This window comes from Clostridium aestuarii (genome assembly GCF_026735135.1).
GTDB classification, from domain to species: domain Bacteria; phylum Bacillota; class Clostridia; order Clostridiales; family Clostridiaceae; genus Clostridium_H; species Clostridium_H aestuarii.
The window spans coordinates 337282-355301 of the sequence record NZ_JAPQER010000001.1 but is presented as its reverse complement, the minus strand read 5'-3'; the positions used below and the strand labels follow the sequence as shown (position 1 = coordinate 355301).

14 protein-coding genes and 1 riboswitch are annotated in these 18020 nt (G+C 27.5%); of the genes, 8 read left to right on the top strand and 6 right to left on the bottom strand.

Annotated features, from left to right (window positions below):
* Positions 1-40: 40 nt before the first annotated feature.
* Positions 41-142, bottom strand: a riboswitch (purine riboswitch).
* A 211-nt stretch (positions 143-353) separates the two neighbouring features.
* The gene (locus OW763_RS01485; RefSeq protein WP_472924606.1) at positions 354-659 is read left to right on the top strand and encodes an RNA polymerase sigma factor; all 306 of its coding nucleotides are present in this window, start codon (positions 354-356) and stop codon (positions 657-659) included.
* Entirely contained in the window at positions 637-963 is a 327-nt protein-coding gene (locus OW763_RS01480; protein WP_268039290.1) for a hypothetical protein, read from the top strand. Before OW763_RS01485 ends, OW763_RS01480 begins: the two co-directional genes overlap by 23 nt.
* Positions 964-1041: 78 nt before the next feature.
* Here OW763_RS01480 and OW763_RS01475 read toward each other — a convergent pair whose 3' ends face one another.
* Together OW763_RS01475 and OW763_RS01470 are read right to left on the bottom strand one after the other, a co-directional pair.
* Positions 1042-1683, bottom strand: coding sequence for a peroxiredoxin (locus tag OW763_RS01475; protein WP_268039289.1), 642 nt, complete (start codon positions 1681-1683; stop codon positions 1042-1044).
* Positions 1684-1885: 202 nt separating this feature from the next.
* Positions 1886-3451 carry a putative bifunctional diguanylate cyclase/phosphodiesterase gene (locus OW763_RS01470; protein ID WP_268039288.1) on the bottom strand — a complete coding sequence of 522 codons (1566 nt, stop codon included), beginning with the start codon at positions 3449-3451 and terminating at the stop codon, positions 1886-1888.
* 465 nt (positions 3452-3916) lie between these two features.
* Between OW763_RS01470 and argB the strand changes: the two genes are divergently transcribed.
* The 4 genes from argB (at position 3917) to OW763_RS01450 (ending at position 7675) form a co-directional block, all read left to right on the top strand.
* Positions 3917-4801, top strand: coding sequence for an acetylglutamate kinase (gene argB, locus OW763_RS01465; protein ID WP_268039287.1), 885 nt, complete (start codon positions 3917-3919; stop codon positions 4799-4801).
* Between the two features lie 513 nt (positions 4802-5314).
* A complete protein-coding gene (locus OW763_RS01460) occupies positions 5315-5929 on the top strand; it encodes an acetate uptake transporter (protein ID WP_268039286.1) in 615 nt (204 codons plus the stop codon).
* Between the two features lie 201 nt (positions 5930-6130).
* Positions 6131-6631 (top strand): flavin reductase family protein, encoded by a 501-nt coding sequence (locus OW763_RS01455; protein WP_268039285.1) that lies wholly within the window; start codon positions 6131-6133, stop codon positions 6629-6631.
* Positions 6632-6874: 243 nt separating this feature from the next.
* Positions 6875-7675 carry an HAD-IIA family hydrolase gene (locus OW763_RS01450; protein WP_268039284.1) on the top strand — a complete coding sequence of 267 codons (801 nt, stop codon included), beginning with the start codon at positions 6875-6877 and terminating at the stop codon, positions 7673-7675.
* Between the two features lie 94 nt (positions 7676-7769).
* Here OW763_RS01450 and OW763_RS01445 read toward each other — a convergent pair whose 3' ends face one another.
* From OW763_RS01445 to OW763_RS01430, 4 genes are all read right to left on the bottom strand, one after another.
* The gene (locus OW763_RS01445; RefSeq protein WP_268039283.1) at positions 7770-10076 is read right to left on the bottom strand and encodes a diguanylate cyclase domain-containing protein; all 2307 of its coding nucleotides are present in this window, start codon (positions 10074-10076) and stop codon (positions 7770-7772) included.
* Positions 10077-10559: 483 nt separating this feature from the next.
* Positions 10560-10781, bottom strand: a complete 222-nt coding sequence (locus tag OW763_RS01440) for a hypothetical protein (protein ID WP_268039282.1) — start codon at positions 10779-10781, stop codon at positions 10560-10562.
* A gap of 62 nt (positions 10782-10843) precedes the next feature.
* Positions 10844-12196 (bottom strand): aspartate aminotransferase family protein, encoded by a 1353-nt coding sequence (locus tag OW763_RS01435; RefSeq protein ID WP_268039281.1) that lies wholly within the window; start codon positions 12194-12196, stop codon positions 10844-10846.
* A 317-nt stretch (positions 12197-12513) separates the two neighbouring features.
* Positions 12514-13884, bottom strand: coding sequence for a sigma-54 interaction domain-containing protein (locus OW763_RS01430; RefSeq protein ID WP_268039280.1), 1371 nt, complete (start codon positions 13882-13884; stop codon positions 12514-12516).
* Positions 13885-14165: 281 nt separating this feature from the next.
* Here OW763_RS01430 and dptF point away from each other — a divergent pair, with 281 nt between their 5' ends.
* Both dptF and sstT read left to right on the top strand, forming a co-directional pair.
* Positions 14166-16370, top strand: coding sequence for a DNA phosphorothioation-dependent restriction protein DptF (gene dptF, locus OW763_RS01425; protein WP_268039279.1), 2205 nt, complete (start codon positions 14166-14168; stop codon positions 16368-16370).
* A 414-nt stretch (positions 16371-16784) separates the two neighbouring features.
* Positions 16785-18020, top strand: coding sequence for a serine/threonine transporter SstT (sstT, locus tag OW763_RS01420; RefSeq protein ID WP_268039278.1), 1236 nt, complete (start codon positions 16785-16787; stop codon positions 18018-18020).

Genomic DNA, 18020 nt, shown 5'->3' with positions numbered 1-18020 from the left:
AAAGGAGAGATATTAAAAGTTATTATGGGAAAAAATATAATAACTTAATAGTATCTCCTATAGTAGAATAGTTTACGGCTATTCGGTAGAAACTTCTGAACCATATTATCAGAAATATACAAGAGCAAATATTATATTTGTTATCGAGGTAAATGATAGCATATAGTACGAAATATTTCAACAAAATATAACAAAATATTCGTATATATTCAAAAAATGAGCTTAAAATATAATATATAGAAAATTATAAATATTTTTCATAAAGGCAATATTGTGCTTTATTCTTAAAATCATATTTAAATATGAACTTTTTTACATATATAATACTCTTATATATAGAAAGAGGTGAAAATGTGGATGCTAGAGAAGTAGTTAAAAATGCAAAACAAGGAGATCAAGAAGCATTAATTCAACTTATTATGAGCAAAAAACAAGAGTATTACAAACTTGCTTATGTATATATGAAAAATGAAGAAGCTGCATTAGATGCAATGCAGGATATGATAGTAATTTTATATGAGAATATACACAAATTGAAGAAAAATGATGCATTTTATAGTTGGAGCAAAACTATTTTGGTGAATTGCTGTAAGAAGCTTTTGAGAAAAAGAAAAAAGATAGTTTCATTAGAATCTATTGAAGAAGAATGGCAGCAGTAAAACCATTGAAATTCTAGGAAAAAAAATAGAAATAAACAAAGTATATGAATCAAAAGGAGAAACATATGTAACTATTACTACTAGAGAAGATGTACTTCTTTCAAAGATATATATGATAATGGACGGTAAAAAAGTAGAATTACAGAAAACTATTTTAAGTAAAAAAAATAAAGAGTTAGATAAAACTACTAGTCATACTAGAACTCTTAGGTTTATAGGTACAGGAAAAGAATTAAACTTACAAATCAAAGGATTAAGGTACAAAAAAATTTATAATGAGGTTATAGATATACCTGTGAATTAAATATACTAAATAAAATACTCTATAGAGAAAATCAATAATTTTAAATTTCCTCTATAGAGTATTTTTTAATATAACTTTTTATTCATCGATATTTTTATATACAAACCAATCAGATAAACTGTAGATTCCACGTTCTTTATCGAGTGCTGGATTGTCTTCTTCGGAACGATGGAATAATACTTTATCTCCGATTATTTCATTGTTAGGCCAATTTGCTGGTGCAAATACTTTTTTAATAGAAGCATTCTTTAATGCTTTTACAGTTCTTAATATTTCATCAATATTTCTGCCTATTTCTTTAGGATATTCCATAATTGTTCTAACTCTGCCTACATGGTCTACAATGATAACTGCTCTTACAGTATCTGCATCTCCTGAGTTAGGATGAATTAATCCAAGTTTTTCAGAAATTTTTTTATCTTCATCATCTATAATAGGAAATTCTATTTGAACATGTATATTTTCTTTAATCCATTTAATCCAATTTTTATGTGATTCTATATTATCTACGCTTAACCCAATTAATTCTGCTCCTAATTCATTAAATTGTTTCTTTTTCTTTTGAAACGAAACAAATTCTGTAGTGCAAACTGGAGTGAAATCTGCTGGATGGCTAAAAAGAACGAACCATTTTCCTTCATAATCTTTAGGCAAATTTATGCTTCCTTTTGTAGTTTCTACTTTAATATTTGGGAAAATATCTCTTATTAATAATTTCATAACGTATCCCCTCTCTAATAAATAATCATTATTTATTAATAATTATATAACAATAGTAATAAAAAAGAAAGGGTGTTTAAAATAAATTTACAATAATTAGGAAAAATAGAATTATTTACTCGGAGATTAGAAAACATAAAAATGATTCTGTAATGATAGGATAATACTGTATATGAATATAATTGCACATAATTTACAGCATCTATGGTATGTGGATTTCATTATTAAATAATTTTTCAAAAAAAATTTTTTCTAAAGGTTTGCTGAATAAATATCCTTGAAGCTGATCACAATTAATTTCTTTTAAATATTCAAACTGTTCAACAGTTTCTACACCTTCTGCAATTATATTTAAATTTAATTTTTTTGCCATAGCTACAATTGCGGATGTGATTAAGTTACTACTAATATTTATATTTAAATCGTCTACAAATAATTTATCTATTTTCAAAGTATCCATTGATAATGATTTTAATTGAGCTAAAGATGAATAGCCTGTACCAAAATCATCTATACAAATCTTTACGTTTAGTTTTTTTATTTTTTTAAGAATATATTTTATTTCTTCAAAATTTTCCATAGAACCACTTTCTGTTATTTCTAATTTCAAGTATTTTGGATTAAGTTTTGTTTCTTCAAGAATTTCTTTTACTGTATGATAAAATTTTGTATGTTTTAATTGATTTACTGAAATATTCACCGAAATGAAGATAGGGTTATAGCCTTTATCTTGCCAGGCTTTATTTTGAATGCAAGCTTCTTTTAACACCCATTTTCCTATATCAATAATTAAATTAGTACTTTCAGCTACAGGAATAAATTTTGCAGGTGATACCATTCCTAATTTGGAATTATTCCATCTCAAAAGAGCTTCAGCACCTTGAAGTTTTAATGTATTTGTATCAATAATAGGTTGATATACTACAAATAGTTCTTCTTTTTTCAAAGAATATTGAAGTTCGTTTTCAATATCAAAATTTTCATTTAGATTTGTAATCATATTATAGTTGAAAATTTCATATTCCATTTTTTTATTATTTTTATTATTATACATTGCAATATCAGTATGCTTAAAAAGAGTTTTAATATCTTCACCATGATCAGGAAAGATTGAAACACCTGTACTTATGTTTATAATATATTCTTTATTGTCAACAATAATTGGTTTTTTAAATAGGTTAATGTAATGTTGTACAGTTTTTTTGATATCACATAATGAGTGTAGATTTTCAACAATAATCATAAACACATCTCCACCAAGTTGTATAATATGTTCTCCTTTGTTTGACTCTTTTAAAAATCGTCTAGAAACTGAAATTAATAAATTATCACCAAAATCATGTCCTAAAGTATCATTAAACATTTTAAATCTATCAAAATCAATACATATCAAAGATATTTTTGTTCCATTTATTTGTGCATTTTCTATGAATTTTTTAAAGTTTTTTCTTACATAGCGTCTATTATAAAGTCCTGTTAAATCATCTACTATAACCTGCTCTTCTAATTTAGCATTAGTTATTTCCAATTTATCTCTAATAATTCCAGCAACTAATGCAAACATACCTAAAAAAAATGGAGCCGTATCTATCATAAATAGCAATTTATTATTTGTGTGTATATAATTTAAGCTTTTCATTGTAAATTTTAAGTCTAATCTTTTTATTTCGAAAATATGTGCACATATAGGAAATAAAAATCCAAACAATACTCCAGATAAAAGGTGTTTTATTACTATATGTTTTGAATTTATATGTAGATATTTCATAAAAAATAATCATCTCCATTCAGTTGTGAATTTTTATTTATGTAAATTACATCATATATTTATCGATATTTTTGGAAAAAAGTTTAATAATAAAAAATTTGGAATATTTAAAGCGTTAATGTGAATGAAACAAATTAGTTATCATATATGATATTTTGAACTTAGTTGAAAATAAAAATACGGTATGTTTATTCTTTACATACCATTGATTTATGGTATTATATATTATATAAAACTAATAATTATACAAATAAATGAATAATTATTAGTCAATTCAAACTGTTATATTGTGGATATGTTTTAAAATAATTTTGACTTTTAAATTACTATATTTTTAATTGATGAAATTACATAATTAAAAATTTTAAATGCGAAATTATCCAATTTCCTTAATTAGAGAAATGTTTATTATATTAAAGAGTCTGAATAAATTTCATGTATTAAAGAATAATGGGGGGCTATTAAATGTTTAAAAAATATGAGAGTACGAGTATGGAAAAAGCAAAAACACTTATTCAAGCATTACCATATATTCAAAAGTATACTGGCAAAACTATTGTTATTAAATATGGTGGTAATGCAATGATAAATGAAGAACTAAAAAAAGCAGTTATTAATGATATTATTTTATTAAGCTGTGTGGGGATTAGAGTTGTGGTTGTTCATGGTGGAGGTCCTGAAATAAATAAATTATTAAAAAGAGTAGGAAAAGAGAGCGAATTTGTTAATGGCCTAAGAGTAACAGATGAAGAAACTATTGAAATTGTTCAGATGGTACTTGCAGGAAAGGTTAATAAAGATATTGTTTCTTTAATTCTTAAAAGTGGCGGAAATGCAGTAGGAATATGCGGGATAGATGCTAATTTGCTAAAGGCAAAAAAAGCTGAGAAAAAAAATGGAGCAGACCTTGGATATGTGGGAGAAATAACAGAGATTAATGAAGACATTATTAAAAATAGCTTAGATGGAGGGTATATACCTGTAATATCAACAGTAGCTTTAGGGGAAGAGGATGGAGAAGTATATAATATTAATGCAGATTTGGCAGCAGCTAAAATCAGTGCAAAACTGAAGGCTGAAAAACTTATTTTACTTACCGATGTACCAGGGATTTTAAGAGATATTAATGAGGTGGATAGTTTAATTTCAGTATTAAACTTAGAGGATATACCTGCTCTTATAGATTACAAAGTAATAAATGGTGGTATGATACCAAAGGTGGATTGCTGTGTAGAGGCTATACAGGGAGGAGTTAAAAGAACTCATATTATTGATGGTAGAACACCTCATTCAATACTTCTTGAGCTTTTCTCAAATGAAGGTGTTGGAACTATGATAATTAATGAATAAAGTTATTATTGAAAAGAAAATTCCTAAGAATTGTAGAATAAAAATTCTTAGGAATTTTTATATAAATTTAAATAACATATAGTAAAAAAATTTACAATATTTAAAATGAAGGGGGAATATCAACTTTCGACAAAATTCTTGACTTTGCTATAGAAATCTGATAAATTCAAGAAGAGATTATTTTGCATATATTCGTATTAGAAAATCAATAGAATTGAAAACTATACGAAAAAAACAAAAGAAAAATTCAAGGGGGTGGAAAGCGCTGTAGGGTTAATGAAGCTAGTAATACAAATAAAATACTATAATTTTTATCAAATTGTACAAATAATAAGTAAACGTATACATCTAAAAGAACTATATTTCATGTTATGCTATTACAGTGCTATTTTAAACAAAAGCAGTATGTTTTTGAAATTATAAAATCAATCTATTTAATAGGGAACAAGGTTAAAATTAGTATTTTTATTGAATATTATTAGATTTAATTAAACTTTACATGGCGTATATATTATGAATGTTAATGAAACAAAAAATGTGAAAATCACAGCAGCAGATCCATCAGCATTAGGATTATTAGGTCTTGCAATGGTAACATTAGTTGCATCATCTCAAAAACTAGGATGGACAGAAGGTGTATCCTTTATTATTCCATGGGCAATATTTTTAGGTGCATTTGCACAATTGTTTGCTTGTATTAACGATTCAAAAAGAGATAATACATTTGGAACAACAGCTTTTGGTGGTTATGCATTTTTCTGGTTTGGAGTAGCATCTTGTTGGTTGATTCAAAATGGAGTTTTTGGACAAACTTTAGCATCAAAATATGATGTAAAACAATTAGGATTTGCTTTTCTAGGATATTTAATATTTTCAATTTTCATGACAATTGGCTCAATGGAGACACATAAGGTATTATTTATAATTTTCTGCTTAATTGACCTTCTACTTATAGGATTAACTTTAAGTAGTTTTGGAATTATGCATGAAGCTGCACATAAATTAGCTGCAGTGTCAGAATTATTAGTATCAATAGCTGCTTTCTATGGCTCAGCTGCTTCAGTATTAAATAACCACTTTGGAAAACAATTTTTACCTGTGGGAAAACCATTTGGAATTTTTAAATAATAATAATATAAAAACACATGAGAATTTTTATTTAAAATTCTCATGTGTTTTTATTTAGTTGACGTGCATATACCAAAAGAATGCATATGTACGTCAACTAATAATATTATAAAAGAAATATTATTTAATTGGGTATATGTCATTTATTAAAAAGTTATGATATAATAAATCTTGTAATATTTAGTAAATGGAGGGGTTTAAATGGAAAAGAAGGCTGCTGAATTTAAAAGTTGTTTAAAGCCTGCACCAGATGTATTAATCTCGTGTAGAGATAAAGAAGGAAAGAATAATGCATTAGCTGTTGAATATGCGTGTAACTGTAGTTTCGATCCACCAATGGTTATGGTAGGTATAGTTCCTAGTCGCTATTCATACCATATGATTAAAGAAACAGGAGTATTTGTTGTTAATTTAGTTCCAGAAGAATTAAGAGAACAATACGCATATCTTGGAAGCCGCAGTGGTAGAGATGAGGACAAATTAGCTAAATTAGGAATGAATGTAGGAGATGGCACAAAGGTTAATGCTCCATTATTATTAGATTGTCCTGTAAACATAGAATGTACTATTGTAGATTCTATAAAAACAGGTTCACATGAAATGTTTGTAGGGAAAGTAGAATATGTTCATGCTAATGAAGATATTGTTGATGAAAAAGGCAATGTCGATTATTCAAAAATAGATCTTTTAAAATTTAGATAAATTTTTTTACTTAAATAAAACCTCACTAAGAATTTTAGAATAGAAATTCTTAGTGAGGTTTTTTAGTTTGTAATAACTAATATATTTTATGTTAAAATATATATAATACAATAAATTGTAATAAAAGTATAAAAAAAGAAATATATATTGTAATTATAATAAAGAAGATGAAAATTTGAGGTGATGGAGATGAGTACAATATATTAAAAATTAAGAAAATTTTTTTGTAGTGGAGGAATACAAATGGTGGATTTGAAAAATATTAAATGTTTTCTCTTAGATATGGATGGAACTTTTTATTTAGGAAATGATTTAATAGACGGTTCTTTAGAATTTTTAGATATTCTTAAAGATAAAAACAAGACATTCATATTTCTTACAAATAATTCTTCTAAAAATAGAATTGCATACAAACAGAAACTAATGAAACTTGGGTGTAATGTAGATGAAAATAGGATTTTTACATCTGGGGAAGCTACAGCAATTTTCTTAAAAAAAAGAAAATATGGAGCTAAAGTTTTTTTACTGGGTACTCCTTTGTTAGAAAAGGAATTTGCACAGAATAGCTTTAAACTAGTTAAAGATAGAAATGAAAAACCTGATTTTGTTGTATTGGGTTTTGATACTACACTTACATATGAGAAGATATGGACTGCATGTGATTTTATTCGTCATGGTGTAGAATATATAGCAACACATCCAGATTTTAATTGTCCACTTGAAGGTGGGAATTTTATGCCAGACACAGGTTCTATGATAGAAATGATTGAAGCTTCTACTGGCAAACGACCATTAGTAGTTGGAAAACCATATAAGTATATTATTGAAGCATTAGTTGAAAAATATAATCTTAATATGGATGAGGTAGCTATGGTTGGTGATAGATTATATACAGATATAAAAACAGGATTAAATGCTGGTATAACTTCAATATTAGTTTTAAGTGGAGAAACAACTAAAAAAATGTATGAAGACTCTGATATCAAAGCAGATTATGTATTCCCATCTATAAAAGAATTAGGACAAGTAGTCAATTCTCTATAGTAGAAGTTATACAAAAGTATTAAAAAGATATTAATAGAAACCTTCCTAAGAATTTTAGAATAAAAATTCTTAGGAAGGTTTTTGATTATTCAACTTATAAATCTTTATTTAGAATATCAATAAATTTATCTACAAGCATTGGATCAAATTGGATACTAGCACATTGTTTAATTTCTGCTATAGCAGTTTCCTTTTTTAATGCTTTTCTGTAAGGCCGATCATTAATTATTGCATCGTAAGCATCTACAATTGAAAGTATTCTACATTGAATAGGTATATCTTCTCCTTTTAGACCCAAGGGGTATCCTTGACCATTCCACCATTCATGATGTTTGAAAATCCAATCAGAAATGTGCATAAGGTCTGGTGAAGACTGAGCAATACGATAACCAATCTCTGTATGCTTTTTCATTTCTGAGGCTTCTTCTTCATTAAGCTTGCCAGGTTTAAAAAGTATAGCATCTGAAATTCCAACTTTTCCTATATCGTGAAATTGTCCTAGTAAAGAAATATCTTTAATTTCATTGGCTGACATACCTACTGATTTTGCAAGTTTAGTTGCTAGCTTCTGTAAACGTTCGCCGTGGCCTTCGGTAATAAAATCACGTGCTTCTAGCATTTTCATTAATACCTGAACAATTTCACTTTTGGTACTCTGGTGATGATGCAGTTTTTCACGATACATATAATTATCTGCTTCTTTAAACATTTTTCCTAAGTCTTTATATTTTTCTTTATACATTTCATAACCAAAAGAAATACTAAAAGGAACTAGTTTATTGGTGTGATTTACATGCTCAATGTTTTTATTTATGTTTATTTTAATTTTTTCAATTTCTTCTTGAGAAGTGTTATTCATTAAAATACCAAACTCGTCTCCACCGATTCTTGCAATCACATCGTGTTTCCTAAAACAGGAGCGAAGTATATTTGCAACAGTACATAAATATTCATCTCCTACAGAGTGACCAAGAGTATCATTTACTAATTTTAGACCGTCAAGATCACATATAACCATTGCAAAACCATATAAATTTCCTGTACTATTTTGATAGCGTTTTAATTCATTTTCAAAATAATTTCTATTATTAAGACCAGTTAAATTATCATGCATACTCATTTTATATATATGAGCTTCAGATTTTTTGCGTTCTGTTATGTCTCTAACTATGCCCATTACGCTATCTGCATCACATTGTACCAAGCGAGCTTCAAAATGATGAAGTTCACCATGTATATCTAATGAATATTCTTCAACTTGGGTTTTACCAGTTTCAAATAGAACAGTTATACATTGTATAAATCTATCAGATAGTTCATCAGGAAATATATCGCTAATAGACTTTCCAATAAACTTATTAGAATGAACATAAAGGTCTTGAGTATTCTCAGAGTGATAATCAAGAAATATTCCATCTAGATTAATTACAAAAACCATATCAGGAAGTGCTTTAAATAATGCTCTAATTCTATTTTCACTAGTGCTCAATTCTTTAATAAGTTTGGTAAGCTCAGAGGTTTTTTCTTTAACATTTTTATTAAGCATTCGATTCCAAAAAATAAGCAAAAGTGTTATACTGATGATAGCAATTAACATAATTATCATGTAATATATAAATTCGGGATTGATAGGAGAAGTTCCTATCCATTTTCTGTCGATTTCCTTATATTCTCTATTTGAAATTAATGAAAAACCATCTTCAATAACTTTTAACAGCTCAGGATTTCCTTTTCTAACGGCTCTATGAAATTCACCAGTATATAGAGAATCAGAATATTTAAAGTTGTTTTCAATTTTCATTTTATACATATAATAAAGAGCTGGTGGTTTGTCCATAACAAAAACAATTGCCTCTTTATTTTTAGCAGCAATAATCATAGATTTGTAGCTGTCATATTCATGAAAATCAGTAATACCTTTTTCTTTAAGAAAATTTACACTATAATCACCTTTTTTTACAGCTACAGCAAAACTTTTTAGGGTTTCAACACTGTTTATTCCTGAAATATTTTTATTAAAGAAAATAGGCACTTCTATTTTGGCATATGGCTTTGAAAAGTTATACATTTTTGCTCTTTTTTCATTAAAAAAAATAGTATCTATTACATCAAATGTTCCTCTTTCCATAAAAATTTGAGCTTTGTCCCAATTTGTTGCATAGATTTCTACTTTTATTCCTGTTCTGTTTTCAAAAAGTTTCCATTGATCTATGATAATACCTTGAAGATTTCCGCTGCTATCTTTAAATACATAAGGTGGATAATTATCATCCATAACCACCTTTATTTTATCAATTTTTTTATAAGAAGTTGATTTGGTATTAAAAGTAAATGAACAGCTAAAAAGTAATGAAATTATTAATGTACATAAAAGTAAAAATTTTTTCATAAAAGTATTCAATAATATTTCCTCATTTCATTGGATATCACAAAAATCTATTCTTTTTAATTTTATACTAAATTATGATAAATTTCTACAAATGAGTTCCTGTTTTTTTGTAAAAGAATTAATCTTATAAAAAATCAATGATATATTCAGCGGATATGTTAAGGGCTTATAAGCCCTTTAATATATGCTAGGGGAATAATGAGAATAAGAAAATTTATTTTTTATTACACAGAGAATTGTTCTACGTTATTTCATTTATATTATAACAAAATATTATAACTACAATATCAGCTTAATTAAGCAAGTGGAAGAGCAAAGATTAGAAGAAATGCTTAATAGATATCATGGAAAATAAATGATATTTGAGTTAAGAATATATTTATGTAAACCTTCCTAAGAATTTTAGAATATAAGTTCTTAAGAAGGTTTTTTACATATATACATTTCCCAAAATGATATTTTTATCGAAAATACAAAGGGTTTCTTGTACTTTTATTAATCTTCAACTTTATATGAGCGTGTACTTTGGTCGCCTTTTAACAGATTTTCTATTTCACTGCCTAATTCATGACCTTGTCTATAAGATGCAATATGTTCAGGAGTTATTTGAGGTTTGTGAGAATCTTCTCCTGACAAACTATCTATAATTCCCATTTTTGCAGCAGGTAAATTACCTACATGTATTTCTTTTAAATCATTTAGTTTAAAATTGTGCATAAAAAAACCTCCTTTACTATAATAATCTTATGTTTCCCCAAATGAAGAGAATATATTTATTTTTACCAACCCTTTGAAAATTCTAAAACATCATCAGGAATATTACCTTTTAAGTAATCTTTTATAGCTTCTTCAATAATATCTAGTGATTTATCAATCTGTTCTTTGCTTATCACAAGCGGCGGTTGTATTCTTAAAACATTGCTTGAAATAAAAGTAACTAACACGCCGTTTTCCCATGAACGATAACAAATTTTTGCAGCTGCATCAGTGTTTCTTTCCTTAGTAATTCTATCTTTAACAAGATCAACCCCTATAGTCATTCCAATACCGCGTACATCACCAATGATTTCATATCTTTCCTGCATATCTTTAAAACGTGTTTTCATATATTCACCTAAAGTTTTTGAACAGTCTATAAGTTTTTCTTCCCGTATAACTTCAAGTGTTGCAATGGCAGCCTTACAAGAAAGTGGATTTGCTGCTCCAGTAAAGGTATGAGCAGGTGCGTCTAAAGACTCCATGATTTCTTTTCTTCCTACAATAGCACTCATAGGCATACCTGATGCAATTGATTTTCCAAGCACAACCATATCAGGTTCTATATCAAAATTATCTATTCCAAACCATTTTCCAGTTCTTCCGAATCCCTGCTGTACTTCATCAACTACAAATAATATCCCATTTTCTTTGCAGATACTATAAAGTTTCTCCATGTACTTTTTAGGAGGTATTATAAATCCTGCATCTCCAGCTATAGGTTCTATTAATACAGCGGCAACTTCTTCTGGTGGTAAATAATATTTAAATGCATCTTCAAGTTCGTTAATACATTCTAAATTACAGCTGCATTGCTTTTTACCAAATCTACAACGGTAGCAGTCAGGGTAATGTATATGATGCATCCCAGGAACTAGAGGACCTATTTTTCTGCGCATATTAAGATTTAATGCTGAAAGAGAAATAGCTCCGTATGTTGAACCATGATAAGATCCTATAAAAGATATCATTTTACTTCTTCCTGTATATGCCCGTGCAAATTTTATCATTCCATCATTAGCATCAGACCCTGTAAGTCCAAATATAATTCTTTTTTCAAAATTTCCAGGAGTAATATCTATAATTTCTTTTGCAAGATCTACAAGTGGTTCATGATATACATAAGGATAAATATAATGAATAAAATCTTTTGCTTGATTTGTAATTGCCTCTACAATTTTAGGGTGGGAGTTTCCAGTGTTAAGCATAGCAGCACTGGAAAGCATATCAATATACTCGTTACCATCAGCATCTTCAATTATTGCTCCATGTCCTTTTTTAACAGCCAATGGAAAGTATGGAATTTTACCTGATTGTGCATATATTTTTTTATCTTTTTCTACAATAGATATACATTTATCAATATTTTTATTCAATTTTGGTTCCTCCTTTAAGTTAGGCATCTGAAAAATAGAATACTATATTGATTGGTCGTTTTTGAAGATGCCTTAATTCAGGGTACATATTTACTCTTAAATATTCTATATGCAAGAAGTATTCCAAAATATGAATTGCATGTTGTTAACCTTTATATTATCAGGGCTACAGTATGTTTTTATATATAAAAAAACGAACCAAAGTGTAAAATGGTTTACACTTTGGTTCGTTCCGTGTTTTAAAATACTGCTGATTATAAGTGCTTTCTATAAAATATTAAGTGTAAAGTGTTTACATGTAAACACTTTACACTCAGTTATAAACCATACTTTTTTAAAAATTTGTATAATGTTGGTCTAGAAACACCTAAAATTTCAGCTGCTTTTTTCTTATTGCCTTCAGTTGAATTTAATGTATTCATTAAAATATCCTTGCTTATTTTTATTGATTCCTTTTTTATTATCTCTTCGTATTTTAGTTCTTGAAATCCAGCAGTAACAAGTACACTTTCTGTAATCCATTCTCCATCACATATAAACATGGATCGGGATATTACATTTTCAAGTTCTCTAACATTTCCTTTCCAACTATGTTTCATAAGCATTTCTTTTGCCTTATTATCTAGACCTTTAACATACTTATTTCCCTTATTTACAAGTTTCTTTACAAAATAGTCTGCAAGTAATAATATGTCATGTTTTCGATCTTTTAAAGAAGGAATTTCAAGATATAAAACTTTTAATCTATAATAAAGATCTCTTCTGAACTTTCCCTCTTCAACCATTTCTTCTAAATTCCTGTTCGTAGCAGCTATTATTCTTACATCTACATTTATAGGTTTGTTTCCACCAATTCTATTTATGCACATAGTTTCAAGTACACGCAATAATTTAGCCTGAATATGGATCTGCATTTCTCCTAGTTCGTCAAGAAACAATGTTCCTCCATTTGCCAGTTCAAACTTTCCAGGTTTTCCACCTTTTCTGGCTCCAGTAAAAGCACCTTCTTCATATCCAAAAAGTTCACTGTCTATAAGTTCATTTGGCAAGTTTGCACAGTTTAATGCAACAAAAGGTTTGCGTTTTCTGTTACTATAATTGTGAATAGATTGAGCAAATAATTCTTTTCCAGTACCGGTTTCCCCATATATTAAGATGCTCTCATTACTTTTTGAAAATGTCTTAGCTAAATTTATAACTTCTTTTAAATTATTGCTTTCACCAACAATATCATCAAACATAAAAAACGCTTGATGTCCTGCAATTGTATTTGCAAGTTTTCTAGAACGCTCAATACTCCTAAAAATATCTATAGCACCAATAATAGTGCCATCTTCATCAAATATAGGATAGCCTGAATTTATAAGATGAGTCTTTTTTCCTTTGAAATTCCAAAAATACTCTATATCTATAATACTTTTTTCCTTTTCAATAACCTCTATTAACATGGGTTTGTCTGGTGAAAGACTATCTACTTTCTTATTAAGTAGCTCTTCTTTGTCAGCTCCTACTATTTCGCAACATGCTTTATTTACATATAACAAGTATCCATTTTTATCACAAAAGGATATCCCATCACTTACTGAATCTAAGGCTTTTAAAAGAATCTCATTAAAATTCCTATTAAAAATTTCCCCTTTACCAATAAATGATGTGTATAATTGTTCTACTATTGCGTCTTTATCCATTAGATCTCCTTTTACTGAGTTGTTTTATTTATATTATAGCAAATAAATATCCACTTTTAAAAGAATGTAAGTATTATATGAAAACTAGTAGTGTGGTATAATAGAACTAATGTAATTTTATGAAAAAGCCTTTAAAAATCAAAGGCTTTTTAAAGTTAAGTGATAATAATTAGATACAAGAAACATTATCTATTATATATAAAAACATATAATACTGATATTATATGTTAAACTATATATAGTAATGTAAATGTTAAATTACTAGAAAGGAAGATTTATAATTGGAAAACGATGTTTTTAGTTATTTAGATAAGGATTATAGATATTTAAATAATTACATAAGAAATTTTAATAAAATAATATTTACATCCCCACAGAGCGTGATTGTTAAGGGGAAAAATTTTGCTGAAAATTTAATTCAAGAAGTATCTAAGTTAGAAGGATACGGGTTATTAACTAAGATGACTCAAATAGAAAGATTAACAAAATTAGAAGGTTATGGAGTTTTAAAAGGTGAAATAGATAAATTATTTCATGCGGTTAGAATACTTGGGAATGAAGAAATTGATACTGATGTTGAAAGAGAATTAGAAGTAGCTTTAAATATACATAAAAATATTTACAAGATTACTTGTTGGTTTATTCAAAATTATATTGATGATAATTTTGAAGTTGATCCATATAAAAATCCAATACCATCAAAAAAAGACAATACAGAAATGATATCAAATTTAATGAAAAAAATGGAGAGTTCAATAACAGAAACACAAGAAATTGATAAAAGTGATGTATCAATAGATGATAATTCTAATATGAATGAAAAAGATGAAGCAGAGGATATTTTTGAAGATCTTATGATTGAAAGTATTATTGATGATAAAGAATCGGATGAAAAGTGTTTAATACAAGAATTATCTAGATTAAAAGAGACATCAAAAGAATGTGTTGAAGGACTAGGTGGAATTACTCCTTTTAAAAGGTATATGCACATTGAAAGAGATGCTCAAAAAGAATTAGAAAGCTTAATATTTAAAGCAAATGAATCTGATAGAGCTCAATTAATTTTAGCTTGTGGTAGTGTTGGAGATGGTAAAAAACATATCATATCATATGTTAATAATAATTATCCAGATGTTATGGAGAAATTTACTATTCATAATGATACTATAGAAAATTTAGAGTCAAATAAAACATCAATGGATAATTTAAATAAAGTTTTAAATGATTTCAGTGATAAAAAAATTGAAAAAAGTAAAAAAAAGCTTATATTAGCTATTAATATTGAGAAATTGAATGCCTTTATAGATTCTCAATATGGAGAAAAATTCTCTATTTTAAAGAGGTATATTCAAGATAAGAAAATTTTAGAGAATAGTATTGTGGATAGTAGTTTTAACGAAAATAGTCCATTTCAATTTGTTAATTTCAATGATTACCATATGTTTACATTGAAAAATGGTAAGGTTCATTCAGATTATATAAAAGATTTAATAACTAAAATTACAGATGTATCAGAACTTAATATTTTCTATAATTCATATAAGAAAAATTGTATTAAATGTAGCAATTGTGATTGCTGCCCTATTAAGGCTAATTATGAATTATTAAGCAATGAAAAGGTACAAGAATCAATAGCAGATTTAGTAGTTCAATGTATTATTAAAAATAAGATAATAATCTCAACAAGAGCATTAATAAATTTCATGTATGAGTTAATAGTTCCAATATCATATATTAATGTTAATTCTCCAGTATTTAAAAAGAATATTTCTAAGCTTAATAATTTGAATTATATAAAATCACTTATGCCCAATATTATTTTTAATCATAAAAAATTATCATTTATATTTGAAGCGTTAAGTAGTTTAGATCCTTCAAAGATTAAAAATAAAAAGATAAATGATTTTATAATAAATTTTAATGAATCTAAAGATATATTACTTTATTTTAAAGAGTATATTGATTATCCTAAAGGGTATATTGATAAGATTAAGCACATGAGTTTTGAAGAAATTGAAGATAAAAAAATAAAATATGAATTATTGAAATTATTTATTAGAAGCTATTATATTTGTGAAAATGAAGATGTATTCTCTTTAAAAGATCATGCTTATGAGAATTATATGGAAGGATTATATTTTTGGAATAGAGGAGATAAGTTAAAACTTAAAACTTTATATGATAATGTGAAAAATGGAATCGTGAAATGGAATGGTGGAGCTGATAAAGACCAAATTGAACATAAAATCAGTGAAGAACTTGAATTTAAAGCGGATACAAGTAATTTGCCTAAGAGCAAAGAGGCGGATCTTAAGAAATTCATTACAACATTAAAGTTAAAATATAAAAGTGAAAAGTTAGGAAATGCTTATGAAATAGATGTAGATTTTACATTATATAAATTATTAATACAAGTTATTAAGGGATATAGACCTAATAATTTAGATAACTGTGAACTTTCAAAAGTGACTTTCAAAAACTGGTAATTTAATAATATTAAAAAAGCAAACTTCTTAAGAGTTTTTATTTTAAAATTCTTAAGAAGTTTTTTTATGAATATATAATAATTAATGAGATTGTTATACTAGGACTAAATTAGAAAACCTTTTAAACACAAAGGTTTCACTGATTTAGTCTATTTTTTTAAGAAGGTATAAACAACTATTGCTACTCATCAGATAATGAAATGAGTATTGAAGATTTAAAGAAAAAAACATCTTATAATTAGACAAATTTCCTTGTAATTAGACAAATTTCGTGTTAAACTTTCAGTGTTGTCTGAAAGTTAAGAGTATTCAGCATAAGAAGAGAATACGTTTAATTAATTGTATGTTGTTTTCTGTAAGCTGATTACATTTATTTTCAGAGAAAAAATTTTATATTATCATAGGAGGTAGAAAATGACAAACTTATTAAAGCAATGGAATCAAATGAGTTTGGTTAAGCGAATTATTATAGGTTTGATCGTCGGTATTATTTTAGCTATTATAGCTCCAGATGCAGCAAAACCAGTGGCTATTTTAGGGTCATTATTTGTAGGTGGATTAAAAGCTGTTGCACCTATACTGGTATTTTTCTTAGTAATGTCTGCTATTTCTCAACATAAGAGTGGTCAGAAAACTAATATGAAATCAATTGTAATTCTATACCTTTTAGGAACATTTTTAGCAGGACTTGTTGCTGTTATTGCAAGTTTCATGTTCCCAGTATCACTAACACTTGGAGCAGGTATTGATAGTATATCGCCCCCAGGAGGAGTTGCTGAAGTATTAAAAAAATTACTTATGAATGTAGTTGACAATCCTGTAAAAGCACTTTTTAATGCTAACTACATCGGTATTTTAGCTTGGGCATTACTTCTTGGTCTTGCGTTAAAGAATGCACCTGAAACTACTAAAACAATGATTAGCAATTTTTCAGATGCATTATCTCAAGTTGTAAGATGGGTAATAAGCTTTGCACCACTTGGTATTATGGGTCTAGTATTTGATACAATTGCTACACATGGTATTAAGTCTTTACTAAATTACGGACAATTACTTCTTGTATTGGTTGGATGTATGTTCTTTATGGCATTAGTTGTAAATCCTATCATTACATTTATTGGTATTCGTCAAAATCCATATCCACTTGTATTAAAGTGTTTAAAGGATAGTGGTATTACAGCATTCTTTACACGTAGTTCAGCTGCTAATATACCAGTAAATATGACCTTATGTGAAGAACTAGGGTTAGATAAGGATACTTACTCAGTATCAATTCCACTTGGTGCCACTATAAATATGGCTGGTGCAGCGATTACAATTTCTGTATTAACACTTGCAGCAGTTAACACATTAGGCATTAAAGTAGACATTGGTACAGCATTAATATTGAGCTTGCTTTCAGCTGTAAGTGCTTGTGGAGCTTCTGGAGTAGCTGGTGGTTCATTACTACTAATTCCTCTTGCATGTAGTTTGTTTGGTATTCCAAATGACGTAGCAATGCAAGTAGTAGGTGTAGGATTTGTTATAGGAGTTATTCAAGATTCTTGTGAAACTGCACTTAACTCTTCAACAGATGCACTTTTCACTGCTGTTGCTGAATTTGCACAGTGGAGAAAAAAAGGAAAGAAAATTTCTATTAATACTAAATAA